We start from the raw sequence: 13,083 nt of genomic DNA, 5'->3' as shown, positions 1-13,083 counted from the left end.
CCGCCTTCGGGCGGCGGGAACGACATGACCATGATTTATGATCTGAACAAAATTAACAGCCTGACCGCTTACGATATGGAGTATATCCGCCAGAAGGGTGAGGATGCTCGCAATGAACTCAGTGATGCCGTAACCCGTATGCTGGCTGTACCTCAGAACTGGTGTATCTGCGCCGAGTACCGCATGGAGTTTGGTGGTTTTTTCCCTGTTCAGTGCCGTCTTAGTGCTGATGGTTGTGATGATTATCATCTGTGCGTATGTAGCCCCGGCGACATTTCCCCGTACTGGCTTGTTGTTTTACTGTCAGCTGGAGGTCTGGTTGTTCGCACGCTCTGGCAGGGAGAGAAACTCGACCCCGTAAGCATCAATGCGCTGGTCAGCCAGGTGGCTGGTATGCGCCGGTTTGGCTGTTCAGCCCGAACTGTTGTTAGCCTGTTGAATAAGGAGGTGGTGGCATGATCCCGTCAGCACACTCTCTTGTTACGCTGAAGCCTGCCCGTCAGGCGGCACTTCAGGCCATTATTAACGTGGAAACTTCCCGTGAACGTGGTGCGCGGTTACCTGCCTTACCACATGTCCGGGCTTTTCTCCGGTTGCTGACCGGATGCGGCCGACTGAATGCTACGGTTGCACGCCAGATCCCCGGACTGAACTGGGAGCCGCGGAACCGGCTGGTATCCCTGAAACAGGTTGAAGAGGCGCTGGACAGGATGATCGCCACAGGCGGTGAAGCTTGCCCGCTGCCGCTGAACCTCGATGTACAGGCCGAGTTGTTTCCTGAAGTCATACACACGCGTACAGACAGACGATTACACAGAGAGAAAATCAGCTTCACACGAAAAATGCGGAGGGTAGCCCGCCAGGTTGACCATGCATGGCGATTGCGTCAGAACCTTCTCGGACAGGCGGTGACTGAACTGAATTTTCAGTCACCTGAAACTGTCAATATCTGGTACCGGCGTTGGGCAGACGAGTTTGACGCGCGTGAGCTTGAATCTGCATTCTGGCGCTGGCAGACGCGGTTCACTTCGCTGAAAGAACTTGACTGGTCGCGTTACAGCAATGCACCGCTGTACGAAGTTATGTATGAAATTACCTGTATTGTGAAGGAAACTCCGGATGCCCTGCGTCAGGCAGAAAACTGGCTGGTTCCCAACAAACTGACAGACCGGAGCTGATTATGAAATGGCGCTATTCATTGCGGTGGAAGTTGCCACACAGGCCGTGTCCGGGGCCGCATGAACTGGTGTCCGAAGTAGTGGATGCCGGACAGCAGGCTCCTGAATCAGTCATGTCTTTGTGGGTGGCGGGGGCCGGGTATGCCGTATGCGTCGATTTTCTGGATGACAGACAGATCAGACGCTGGAGCGATGAACGAAAAGCTGCCACCCGCAGACGAAATCTGGAGCGGCGTGTAAACCGGATTGCGCCATTGTTTGCTGATGAACTTATCGAGCGGGAGCTGGAAACCCGACCGGAGTATTTTCGCGGAAAATCAGCACGATAAGAGCAGGAAACCTGGTCAGACAGTGACGGTGTGCGGTATAATGGCGGTGGCGCTTGAGGCTTTTTGCCTCATGACGTGAAGGTGGTTTGTTGCCGGGTTGTGTGGCAAAAAGCAGAAAGCCCCGTAGTTAATTTTCATTAACCCACGAGGCCACCTGTATGCCTAGACAACATCAGGATAGCCTCTTAGATGCCGCAAGGCAAGGAGAAGAAGGCCATTGTCAACGCAAAGCAGAAGTGTCACCATCGGTGCGAAACAGAGATGTCATGCTTTGGTTCAGAGAATGCGTTTGACCGCCTCGCTATATACTTCCGAGCGTTCTCTTTTCCCAACAGAAATCACGAAAACGACAACTTTCTCGTCTATAACCTGGTATACAAGGCGATAGCCTGAAGACCGGAGCTTAATCTTGTAACAATCAGGCATACCACGGAGCTTGTTTGCTTCAATCCGGGGTGACTCAAGTACTTCAACCAGCTTCTTTTTCAACTGTTCACGTACCGTCGAGCCCAGCTTTCGCCATTCCTTTAGTGCCCGCTCGTCAAAATCCAGAAAATACGCCATCAGAGTTCATCCAGCGTCACACGTACTGGCTTAGGATTACGAAGTCGTTCTTTCACTATCTCCACAAGTTCAGCATCTTCATCACTCAGGAGTGTCTGTTTGAACGGCAAGCGTTCATTGTCAGCGATATACTCGAGCATGAGACGAAGCGCTTCAGAAGGAGTTACGCCCATTTTTTCAAGCGCGGCGTAAGAACGCGCTTTAAGTTCATCGTCAATACGTAGGTTAATGCTACCCATGTCTTACACCCCTTGTAATTACAAATGTCATTACAAGTATCGCACTACAACATGCTTAGGGCAAGTCACGAAGTAAGTCAGAAAGTAGTCGTAAGAACGGTGATCACTGTCCGCTTTGTGCCAGAAGCGGACTTTTTAAAAATATTGCGTGCCCAACAATTGGGCGCAGGTCACATCAAGTACCCTCAGAATTATAGAGAATACCTGAAATTTTTGTAGAGCGAGGTTTGTTACCCTGCCCGACCAGCGACATGTGGTTAGTTTAGTGATCAGAAATGTCGAGCGTTTGGTCGTTCATTGACGCGGGATCTTCCAACGGTTCCACATGAGTGGTGATATGGATAAAAGGCAGTGCGGTGCGGATATCATTCTCTATACGCTCGGCCCAGTCGTGCCCATATTGAACAGTCCATCGCCCAGGAACTAGGATGTGCATTGTCATAAACGCCCGCCCGCCAGCCTGGCGTGTACGTAGTGCATGGAAATCAAGCCCCTGTTCACGATATCCTGCCAGCAGTGACTCGATTTTTTTGAGTTCTTCCGTGGGTAGCGATACGTCCATCAGACCTGCAGCTGAACGACTCATAAGCTGATAACCAGTCCAAACGATGTTGGCTGCGACCAGCAATGCAACGATCGGATCGACCCAAAACCAGCCGGTCAGATAAACCAGTCCGACACCAAAAATGACACCGACCGACGTCCAGACATCGGTCAGCAGGTGATGAGCATCTGCCTCAAGAGTGATAGAGTTGTGCTGCCTGCCAGCCCTTAACAAAATGCGAGCCGTCACAAAATTAAGGATTGATGCGACTGTTGAAACCAGTAATCCGAGACCAATCTCCTCAAGCGGCTGTGGAGTTAACATCCGCTCAACTGCGGTATAGGCGATACTGGCTGCCGCCAATAGGATCAGAAATCCTTCGAAAGCACTCGAGAAATATTCGGCTTTGCCGTGCCCATATGCATGGTTCTCATCGGCCGGAAGCGCAGCCAAGGTCAGCATCCAGAGCGCCATTAGGGCTCCTGCGAGGTTAACTACGGATTCGATGGCATCAGATAGCAGACCGACCGAACCGGTCATTTTCCACGCCACACCTTTGAGTCCGATAGTGGCAATAGCCGTGGCAATGGAAAGCCAAGCGTAGTGCGTCAGCGGACGAGGTAACCCTTTTGTTTTAGTCATTATTAACTTCCTAAAATAGGACGACTAACTCACATTTCTATCCATGATAGATAATTAAACAATCATTTCGCCATGAATATTTTTTCGTTTTTATTAAATTTAATTAAAAAGTCTCTGCAAGTGCTGTTTCATCTTCTAGTAAACTAAATTTTATTTTTAGGGTTTTCTTCAACTTGAAGTAATATTATCTCACAACAGATTAGTCACTTAGGTTAACTGAGCGGCTTTTATATTTTTCAATTAAAATATGCAAAACTCCCATTGCACCATGTGCATAAAAATAGACCTCAATGAAAGTAGTAAAGAACTTATGCCAGTGGATTACTGTTTCAGCCAGATTTGACTGCATGGTATTCAACAAGAACCATAGGCCACCTGAAAGTGCTACAATTAGCAATGCTAGAACTCCAAATCCTTGGATTGTACTGGCAATACCTCCCGAATGTGCATCGGGCAGTCGGAAACTAGTCAACGTTTTTATATCTTGCTTAATACCACTAAAGTCAAGCCCTACCCATGAAAAATAATAAGTAAAACCTCTTTGAGTAAGCATCCAACTTAACATAATAAAACCACAAATAATCAGTCCTAACCCTGAAATAATGTGCATCCAAGTTATAACTCCTTCAAGACTATGTTCACCAATTGCTTCGGTCTCTGTCAGATTAGAGTTAATAATTTGTGATAATATTAGAAATGCCACAATGATGTGAAGAATACGAAAAAAAGGAGCGTAATCATGGGGTAATAGATTCCAGAGTCGCAATTTCATTAATGAGTCCTTAGTAAATTTATCGATGATCTTAATCATACAAAAGAATTATTAGGATAACCTTAATTCTTAAAATTGCAGCAGGCATTAGTTCACCTCTGATATGGCCACTTGCGAAATGGGAATGGTAACTGTTATTACTATGTGTTTACTTGCTGTTCTTGTTACGCAGCCCCTTAAACACATTACTTTCAAATATGATTTCCTGCTGGGTTTAAATATGTGTCTTTCTATAGTGCGGCAACCTATTTTTACACCAACTCATGAATTAAATAAGAATCATAAATTAAATGAGAGGTTTAATTCTCTTGCTTAACGCGATGATATTAAATGGAAATTTTAATTTTTGTAATTTATTAAACAGTTAGAATGAGACATGGTAAATACGATCTTCCTTTAGATAATTCTGATAGCACTTTTTCTACTGGGCAGTCTGCAATGTCCGCTTCTCGCTCTTAGCGGACATTAGCATAGGCTATTTACCATAACGCCGCATTACGCGTACCGCTCAGACGGCCTGAGCGCGTTTCTGACGTGTCCCCGTTAAAAACAGTAACAAACCACCCGAAAATGCACGCCAGAAACGCTACGTAAGAATCTATCCTATGACTGGATATGCACTCAACTGAATAACGCCTGGTTTCAGTCCATTTTATCGGGATCAGCCTTCTTTCTGGGTAATTTAGGGGGCTTCACTTGCTGATTACTTTGCGTGCGGCGCGTGAGCCAAGGATGGTCAGCTTTAGGTTTTACGTAGAATTTTGAGCGTAAATCAAAACGGGCATTATCCACACGTTCATGGACACTTTTTTCATCATCCAGTGGTATAGGCTCCGGGCCATCAACATATTTTTCCCATCCCAACGCTTTCCCATTATACAGAACCTTAATTTCACCGTTAAAGCTTTCGCATACCGTGACAACCGAATGCCGAAGTCGATATCCCCGGCCTTCACTGCGAATCTGAAACGCACTGCTTTTGTACTGGAAAGTGAGATTTTTGGAGAGAACGCGCTTCGCCTGGAGGCTGAAGATATAACCCAGTTCCTCTTCAGAATGGTGTACATCAAGATGGGCGTTATCAGCAATACGAGGCGGCGTAGCAAACCGGTTGTTATAGGCTTCAATAAAGGTCGGCAACCATGCGTTTGCTGTTTCAATATCACTGATACCCTGAAGCCGCATTTCTTTGACCAGCCTGTCCTGCAGTGTCTGATTGGCACGCTCTACCCGCCCTTTTGCCTGCGGGCTGTTGGCATGGATTGGCTCGATGCCCAGTGTCTTTATCGCACGTGTGAACTGAGTCAACTCTCCTTCCCGCTCCGGGTTATTTACTCTGAATATACTGTGTCTGTCAGAATAGAGAGCCAGTGGTACGCCATGATCATTAAGGTAACCCCGGAGGGTTTCCATGTAAGCCCGGGTTGTTTCTGCAGGAGCGAATCGTAGCGCCATCAGAGCGCTGGTAGCATCATCGATAAAGACTATCAGTGTGCATTTGGGGCCCCGACCTTCAAACCAGTCATGAGGCGAGCCATCAATCTGGATGAGTTCACCGTAGGATGGGCGCCGCATCCGGCGCTGATAAATTCGGGCAAACTTACGACGACGTTCGCGCCATATGCCCTCCTCTACCATCCACTTCCTGAGAGTTTCAATGGATAAACACAAGCCGTGTATCTCGCGCAATTTTTCGCACGCAAGCGTAGGTCCAAAATCAGCGTAGCGGCCTTTGAGGAGTGAAATTACTGTTGCTCTGAATTCGGTAGAAAAGGAATTATTGGGACGCTTTCCACGTCGGCGGGAAACTAGACCAGAAGGCCCTTCATTTCTATACCGTTGCACCAGACGTTTAACCTGCCGAATAGAAATGCCAATGCGTGCCGCAGCTTGTTCCTGAGTAATATGGCGATTAAGTGACTCCTGAATAATGTGAAGTCGGTCGAGTTCCTTATGACTCATCGTAACAGTCTCTTTGATCATGAAAAATCCCCCAGAGAATTGTCTGGGGACATTTTAGAATGGTTCAAAGGGGACATTACAGCTTGGTGTTAACACTCCCGGGACGACACTCAGTCTGATGACATTACCTGACGGTCGTCAGGTTAATATGAAGGACTATGCGGTTGTATTGTTTATGCAAGCACATTGTCAGTACAGCGCAAAATTCGACCCTCAAATCAAAGAATGGGCCGATCAGCACGATATCAAAGTTTATCCTTATACGCTCGATGGAGGCGGTGATCCGTCATACCCCTCGCCAATGATACCACGCAAGACAGACCCTGCTTCCCCTATAGCAGATGAGATTGTCACCTTCTTTGGTAACGGTCTGCCGATTGCCACACCGACGGCCTTCATGGTGAACGTCAACACGCTCAGGGCTTATCCACTAACGCAGGGTGTGATGGATATTCCTGTTCTTGAAAGTCGGATGGCCAGCCTCATACAAGCTGACCTCGACAATGTTGATCCGAAAACGCTGCCCCCCATGCCGGCAAGTGCGCAGGTCACTCCTCAGTAATAAAACCGGACTACAAAATGACTACACATTCGTATGCGTTCTCGCGTACCGAGCGCGTCTGGCTTCTTTTCAGCGTGACGCTGCTGGTATCCGCGACAATTTATGGCTTCCTGGTTGCCCGACTTGCAGGGGGGCTTTCAAAATCTGAGCTGAGTACCTTTCTGCAGGACATACCGGTACTGCTCTTGCTCTCACTGAGCACAGGTTTTATGGCTTGTACTGCCGGACATTATGCGTTGCGGATTTCGCTTCAGAAACCAGCTTTCAGGAGGCATGGGCATGATTAAGTCGCTGGCAGTAGCCACAGGTATTTTTTTTATGGGCCTGTCAGTATCCCCTGTCCGGGCCGATGTAAATGGTGATCTGAACGGATTTTTTGGCAGTCTGGGGTACAGCGGAAACGTCTCGCAGGCGCAGGCATGGCAGGGACAGGCTGCGGGTTACTTTTCAGGTGGTTCGGTGTATCTGCGAAATCCGGTTAAAAACGTACAACTGATTTCGATGCAGTTACCCTCCCTCAATGCCGGCTGCGGTGGCATTGATGCCTATCTTGGTGCATTCAGCATGATTAGCGGTGAAGAAATTCAGCGCTTTGTTAAACAGATCATGAGCAACGCGCTGGGATATGCCTTTGACCTTGCTTTGCAGACGATGGTCCCGGAACTGAAACAGGCTAAGGACTTCCTGCAAAAACTGGCCAGCGATGTAAACTCAATGAATATGAGTTCGTGTCAGGCAGCACAGGGCATCATAGGAGGGTTATGGCCGGTAACACAGGTGTCACAACAAAAGATCTGTCAGGACATTGCCGGTGAAACCAATATGTTTGCGGACTGGGCTGCATCGCGTCAGGGGTGTACGGTCGGCGGGCAGAGCGACAGTGTGACGTCGCGGGCCGGAGATAAGCAGAAAGACCAGGTGTTGAAAAACAAGAATCTCATCTGGGATTCACTCAGCAAAAATGGATTATTGAGTGGTGACCGCGCCCTGAAAGAACTGGTGATGAGTACCGTCGGCTCAATCATTTTTAACAGGAATGGTGATGTCACTATTCTTACGCCGCTGGTTGATAACCGTGACCTGATAAAAGTCCTGATGCGCGGTGGTACAGCGAAAGTATACGGATGTGATGAAGCCTCACTCTGTCTTAATCCGGTCGTCACCAACCTCAGTATTTCTGAATCAAGCGCTCTTGTTACCCTGGTTAAAAACCTGATGATCTCCATGCAGAACAAACTTGTAGATGACAGGCCGTTGACCGACCAGGAAAAAGGGTTTGTGAACACCACGTCGGTCCCGGTACTGAAATATCTGACCAACGCTCAGAGCATGGGAATGAGCGCGACCTATCTGCTGCAGGTGTCGGATTTTATCGCGCAGGATCTGATGATTCAGTATCTCCAGGAGCTTGTTAAACAGGCCAGTATGTCCCTGGCGGGTAAAAATTTCCCGGAAGAAGCCGCCGCGAAGCTGCGTGACAACGTTATTCACGCGCAGGGGCTTCTGGCTGACATGAAACTGCAGTCAGCTGCAGATCAGAATGCGCTGGATGGTATCGACCGCAATATGCAGTACCTGCAACAGCAGGTATCCACCATCGTTTCCGGCTCATACCAGAGCAACTACCATTGGGGTGATCGCTGATGCTTGAGATTTACACCATTTACGGTGGGGGGATGTGGAAAACGGCGCTGGACGCCGTTGTTACCCTCATCGGATCCAGTACATTCAGTACGCTGATGCGTATGGCGGGAACCTTCGGGGTACTGGCTGCGTTGATCATGTTTATCAAACAACGTAACCCGATGTTGTTTGTGCAGTGGCTGGCTGTTTTCATGATTATTACCACGATTTTGTTAGTTCCGAAGCGTTCCGTTCAGGTGATCGATATATCTGATCCTGCAGCTGTCTGGAAAACCGATAATGTTCCGGTTGGACTGGCTGGTATTGCCTCTCTGACGACAAGTGTCGGCTATAAGATGACTTCGTTATACGATTCTCTGATGGCTCGCCCGGACTCAGTAACCTACAGCAAAACGGGGATGCTTTTTGGTTCACAGATAGTGGCCGAAACAAGTGACTTCACGACACAGAACCCGGAACTGGCACAGATGCTGCCGGATTATGTGGAAAACTGCGTAATTGGTGACATTTTGCTGAACGGGAAATACACCGTGAATCAGCTGCTTAACTCGTCCGATCCGCTGGCGCTAATCACCAGTAACCCAAGCCCGTTGCGTGGAATATTTAAAACATCCTCCACAACGAGGCAGTTTATAACCTGCCAACAGGCAGCTGCGGAAATTAAAACGCTGGCCAACGTTGAAGCTAATCCTGGCAGCGCCACGTTTACCTGGCTGACGCAGAAGATATTCGGCAATAAAATCAATGGAGCAACACTGCTTTCCAGTGCGATGGGGGACAGCTACGGCTTCTTTTATGCCGGAGGAATGACTGCCTCGCAGATTATGAAGAACAATATCACCAACAGTGCGATACGACAGGGAATTAAAGGGTTCGCAGCCCGTTCGTCAGATACCGCAAACTTGCTGAATCTGGCGACAGAGAATGCGGCCACTAAGCAACGGCTCAGTTGGGCATCAGGGAACGAACTGGCAACACGCACACTGCCATTTGCTCAATCACTGCTGATGTTGATCCTGGTGTGTCTTTTCCCGTTAATGATTGCTTTAGCGGCCACTAACCACGGTGTATTCGGCCTGAATACACTGAAAATATACGTGAGTGGTTTTATCTATTTCCAGCTATGGCCAATCATGTTCGCCATCCTTAACTACGCCTCAAATTACTGGTTGCAGTCGAAAACTGGAGGGACGGCACTCGTCCTCTCTAACAAAGATATTGTGGCGTTACAGCATTCGGATGTGGCAAACCTGGCCGGATATCTTTCACTCTCGATTCCTGTTCTCTCGTTCTACCTTACCCGGGGCGCGGCGGCAATCGGATCACAGGTTGCAGGAGGTATGCTTAGTTCGGCGGCCTTCACGGCTGCAGGTGTATCTTCCACGACTGCAGATGGAAACTGGTCGTTTAACAATATGTCGATGGACAACGTAAACCAGAACAAAATGGATACAAACCTGGTACAACGTCAGGGCCAACAGACATGGCAGGCTGATAATGGTTCTACACAGACAATGACTGCCGGTGGCCATACTGTTATTGATGGCTCTGGTGCTATGTCTAATCTCCCGGTGAATATGAAACTCAGCCAGCTGGCCAGCAGTGGATTTCAGGAATCAGCGCGTCAGTCGCAGGTTCAGGCACAAACAGCACTGGATGGCTATAACCATAGCGTGACTAGTGGCTGGTCTCAACTGTCGCAGTTATCTCGCCAGAGTGGTACCAGTGACAGCCTGAGTTCAGGCAGTGAAAACAGCCAGGCAACAAATGCCACACGTGGCGCAAGTATGATGATGTCCGCTGCGGAGAGCTACGCCAAAGCAAACAATATCTCCACGCAGGAAGCATACAACCAGTTGATGTCTAAATCACAGGAAGGCAGCTTTAATGCGGGTGGTAAAATTTATGGTAAAGCAGATATTGGGGATTCAGCTATAGGCAAAATTGGCAAATGGACTTTGGGTGCCAGCGGAGGTGTGGAGGGGCAGACGGGGGTTGAGTACAAAGGGACTGATGGGAGTTCACACGGAACACAAAATACTAACTCCAGTACGCAAGATCTGCGACATGACAAGAACAGCCAGGCAGTTAATGACTTCCGTCAGGGTATGGATATGGTTACCAGTAGCCGAGTGAGTGATGGCTCAAATCATACGGAGAATGCGGCAACCAGCAATGTTCAACAATTTGCAGCCACGCTTAATGGTAAGCGTACAGCGTGAACCGTCTGGTCATAATCCGAAGCATCCGACAAAGTGGTGTCCACCAAATAAGTAGTGGGAACCAAAGTGTCAGATATGCAGAAAAATGTGACTCCCGGCAGGCGAAAAGGCTGCCCTAATTATTCTCCTGAGTTTAAGCAACAACTCGTTGCTGCCTCCTGCGAACCAGGAACATCCATCTCAAAACTGGCGCTTGAAAATGGCATTAACGCCAATCTGCTGTTCAAATGGCGCCAACAATGGCGCGAGGGAAAGCTGCTATTACCTTCTTCAGAGAACCCGCAGCTACTTCCTGTGACTCTCGATGCCGCTGACGTACAGCCAGAGCCGCCCACTGAGAGCCCGGAAGCCCTCAGTATCAGCTGTGAGATAACGTTCCGGCACGGGACGCTCCGCCTCAACGGCACTGTCAGCGAAAAGTTCCTGGCTCTGCTGATACAGGAGCTGAAGCGATGATCCCGTTACCAACAGGTACCAAAATCTGGCTGGTTGCCGGTACCACTGATATGAGAAATGGCTTCAACGGTCTTGCCGCAAAAGTACAGACGGCGCTGAAAGACGATCCGATGTCCGGCCACGTCTTCATCTTCCGGGGTCGCAGCGGCAACCAGGTCAAACTGCTGTGGTCCACCGGCGACGGGCTGTGCCTGCTGACCAAACGGCTGGAGCGTGGTCGCTTCGCCTGGCCCTCTGCCCGTGATGGCAAAGTGTTCCTGACCCCGGCCCAGCTGGCGATGCTGATGGAAGGCATCGACTGGCGACAACCTAAACGGTTGCTGACATCTCTGACCATGTTGTAGGCCTCTTTATCCTGGTTGTTGCTGAATAAGCCTGGTAAAATACGGGCTTATGAACGACACCTCTTCTGACGAAATCCTTCTGCTGAAACAGCGGCTTGCCGAACAGGAAGCGCTGAACCGCGCCCTGCTGGAAAAGCTGGCCGACCGTGAGCGCGAAATAGACCACCTGCAGGCGCAGCTGGATAAACTCCGCCGGATGAACTTCGGCAGCCGTTCCGAAAAAGTATCCCGTCGTATCGCACAGATGGAAGCTGACCTGAAGGTGCTTCAGAAAGAAAGCGATACGCTGACCGGTCGTGTGGATGACCCGGAAGTGCAGCGCTCGCTGCGTCAGACCCGCACCCGCAGACCGTTCCCCGAATCACTCCCGCGTGATGAAAAGCGTATGCTTCCGGCAGAATCCTGTTGCCCGGAGTGCGGTGGTTCGCTGAGTTACCTGGGTGAAGATGCCGCCGAACAGCTGGAGCTGATGCGCAGCGCCTTCCGGGTTATCCGGACAGTACGTGAAAAACATGCCTGTACTCAGTGCGATGCGATCGTGCAGGCAGCGGCGCCTTCACGGCCCATTGAGCGGGGTATCGCCGGCCCGGGGTTGCTGGCCCGCGTGCTGACCTCAAAGTATGCAGAGCACACACCACTGTACCGCCAGTCTGAAATATACGGCCGCCAGGGCGTGGAACTGAGTCGCTCACTGCTGTCGGGCTGGGTGGATGCATGCTGCCGGCTACTGTCGCCGCTGGAAGAGGCGCTTCAGGACTATGTCCTGATGGGTGGCAAACTCCACGCCGATGACACGCCCGTCCCGGTACTGTTACCAGGTAATAAAAAGACGAAGACCGGGCGGTTGTGGACGTACGTTCGCGACGACCGCAACGCCGGGTCAGCGCTGGCGCCGGCCGTGTGGTTCGCTTACAGCCCGGACAGAAAAGGCATCCATCCGCAGAGCCATCTTGCGGGCTTCAGCGGTGTTCTGCAGGCGGATGCGTACGCCGGGTTCAACGAGCTGTACCGCAATGGACAGATAACTGAAGCAGCCTGCTGGGCTCACGCCCGCCGCAAGATCCATGATGTGCACGTTCGTACTCCATCAGTGCTGACGGAGGAAGCCCTGAAACGGATAGGCGAACTGTATGCTATCGAGGCTGAAATACGGGGAATGCCGGCAGAGCAGCGTCTTGGTGAGCGTCAGCAGAAAGCTAAACCGCGACTGAAATCCCTGGAAAGCTGGCTGCGTGAAAAGATGAAAACGCTGTCGCGACACTCAGAGCTGGCGAAGGCGTTCGCGTACGCACTGAACCAGTGGCCAGCACTGACGTACTATGCAGACGATGGCTGGGCTGAAGCCGATAACAATATCGCTGAAAATGCGCTGCGGACGGTCAGCCTGGGCCGCAAAAACTTCTTGTTCTTCGGCTCTGACCACGGTGGTGAGCGCGGAGCACTGCTGTACAGCCTGATCGGGACGTGCAAACTGAACGGCGTGGAGCCAGAGAGGTATCTCTGTCATGTGCTCAACGTCATAGCTGACTGGCCGGTCAATCAGGTCAGCGAACTGTTACCCTGGCGAATAACCCTGCCAACTGAATAACCCGTTCCCGTCAATACGGTTCTCGCTGTACGCTTAC

At 50.1% G+C, this 13,083-nt stretch carries 14 protein-coding genes and 3 pseudogenes; 12 read left to right on the top strand and 5 right to left on the bottom strand.

Annotated features, from left to right (window positions below):
- Positions 1-24 precede the first annotated feature (24 nt).
- The 4 genes from psiB (at position 25) to OGV85_RS06440 (ending at position 1,800) form a co-directional block, all read left to right on the top strand.
- Positions 25-459, top strand: coding sequence for a conjugation system SOS inhibitor PsiB (gene psiB / locus OGV85_RS06455; protein ID WP_057064207.1), 435 nt, complete (start codon positions 25-27; stop codon positions 457-459).
- Entirely contained in the window at positions 456-1,178 is a 723-nt protein-coding gene (locus OGV85_RS06450) for a plasmid SOS inhibition protein A (RefSeq protein WP_057064208.1), read from the top strand. The genes psiB and OGV85_RS06450 overlap by 4 nt, the downstream gene beginning before the upstream one ends.
- A 2-nt stretch (positions 1,179-1,180) precedes the next feature.
- A complete protein-coding gene (locus OGV85_RS06445) occupies positions 1,181-1,507 on the top strand; it encodes a hypothetical protein (RefSeq protein WP_057102321.1) in 327 nt (108 codons plus the stop codon).
- A gap of 158 nt (positions 1,508-1,665) precedes the next feature.
- Positions 1,666-1,800, top strand: coding sequence for a DUF5431 family protein (locus OGV85_RS06440; protein ID WP_100245768.1), 135 nt, complete (start codon positions 1,666-1,668; stop codon positions 1,798-1,800).
- Here the strand turns inward: OGV85_RS06440 and relE are convergent.
- Positions 1,784-2,071, bottom strand: coding sequence for a type II toxin-antitoxin system mRNA interferase RelE (gene relE / locus OGV85_RS06435; protein WP_000323025.1), 288 nt, complete (start codon positions 2,069-2,071; stop codon positions 1,784-1,786). The two genes, OGV85_RS06440 and relE, sit on opposite strands and share 17 nt — an antisense overlap.
- Complete coding sequence (relB, locus tag OGV85_RS06430; protein ID WP_000534858.1) at positions 2,071-2,310, bottom strand: type II toxin-antitoxin system antitoxin RelB; 240 nt, start codon at positions 2,308-2,310, stop codon at positions 2,071-2,073. Before relB ends, relE begins: the two co-directional genes overlap by 1 nt.
- 24 nt (positions 2,311-2,334) lie before the next feature.
- Here relB and OGV85_RS06425 point away from each other — a divergent pair.
- Positions 2,335-2,451 (top strand): annotated as a pseudogene (locus OGV85_RS06425) (hypothetical protein); the annotation flags it as partial.
- A gap of 121 nt (positions 2,452-2,572) precedes the next feature.
- Here the strand turns inward: OGV85_RS06425 and OGV85_RS06420 are convergent.
- From OGV85_RS06420 to OGV85_RS06410, 3 genes are all read right to left on the bottom strand, one after another.
- Positions 2,573-3,496: a cation diffusion facilitator family transporter gene (locus OGV85_RS06420; protein ID WP_000167917.1), complete on the bottom strand. Its 924-nt coding sequence runs from the start codon at positions 3,494-3,496 to the stop codon at positions 2,573-2,575.
- A gap of 199 nt (positions 3,497-3,695) precedes the next feature.
- A complete protein-coding gene (locus OGV85_RS06415) occupies positions 3,696-4,268 on the bottom strand; it encodes a cytochrome b/b6 domain-containing protein (RefSeq protein ID WP_001515348.1) in 573 nt (190 codons plus the stop codon).
- 642 nt (positions 4,269-4,910) lie between these two features.
- Positions 4,911-6,251, bottom strand: coding sequence for an ISNCY family transposase (locus OGV85_RS06410; RefSeq protein WP_058671058.1), 1,341 nt, complete (start codon positions 6,249-6,251; stop codon positions 4,911-4,913).
- Positions 6,252-6,342: 91 nt separating this feature from the next.
- On the opposite strand from OGV85_RS06410, the pseudogene trbB reads away from it, so the two are divergent.
- The 7 genes and pseudogenes from trbB to tnpC form a co-directional block, all read left to right on the top strand.
- Positions 6,343-6,792 (top strand): annotated as a pseudogene (trbB, locus tag OGV85_RS06405) (F-type conjugal transfer protein TrbB); the annotation flags it as partial.
- A gap of 17 nt (positions 6,793-6,809) precedes the next feature.
- Complete coding sequence (locus OGV85_RS06400) at positions 6,810-7,079, top strand: hypothetical protein (protein WP_057064241.1); 270 nt, start codon at positions 6,810-6,812, stop codon at positions 7,077-7,079.
- Positions 7,072-8,436: a conjugal transfer pilus assembly protein TraH gene (gene traH, locus OGV85_RS06395; RefSeq protein WP_057064242.1), complete on the top strand. Its 1,365-nt coding sequence runs from the start codon at positions 7,072-7,074 to the stop codon at positions 8,434-8,436. Before OGV85_RS06400 ends, traH begins: the two co-directional genes overlap by 8 nt.
- A pseudogene (gene traG, locus OGV85_RS06390) lies at positions 8,436-10,640 on the top strand (conjugal transfer mating-pair stabilization protein TraG); the annotation flags it as partial. The gene traH and the pseudogene traG, both read left to right, overlap by 1 nt.
- A gap of 93 nt (positions 10,641-10,733) precedes the next feature.
- Positions 10,734-11,114 (top strand): IS66-like element accessory protein TnpA, encoded by a 381-nt coding sequence (tnpA, locus tag OGV85_RS06385; RefSeq protein WP_032939119.1) that lies wholly within the window; start codon positions 10,734-10,736, stop codon positions 11,112-11,114.
- Positions 11,111-11,458, top strand: coding sequence for an IS66 family insertion sequence element accessory protein TnpB (gene tnpB, locus OGV85_RS06380; protein ID WP_003843771.1), 348 nt, complete (start codon positions 11,111-11,113; stop codon positions 11,456-11,458). The genes tnpA and tnpB overlap by 4 nt, the downstream gene beginning before the upstream one ends.
- 49 nt (positions 11,459-11,507) lie before the next feature.
- Positions 11,508-13,046 (top strand): IS66 family transposase, encoded by a 1,539-nt coding sequence (gene tnpC, locus OGV85_RS06375; RefSeq protein ID WP_003843773.1) that lies wholly within the window; start codon positions 11,508-11,510, stop codon positions 13,044-13,046.
- Positions 13,047-13,083: the final 37 nt, after the last annotated feature.

It is taken from the genome of Citrobacter sp. Cf132 (assembly GCF_030333885.1).
GTDB classification, from domain to species: Bacteria; Pseudomonadota; Gammaproteobacteria; order Enterobacterales; family Enterobacteriaceae; genus Citrobacter; species Citrobacter freundii.
This window is presented reverse-complemented; position numbering and strand designations above follow the sequence as displayed.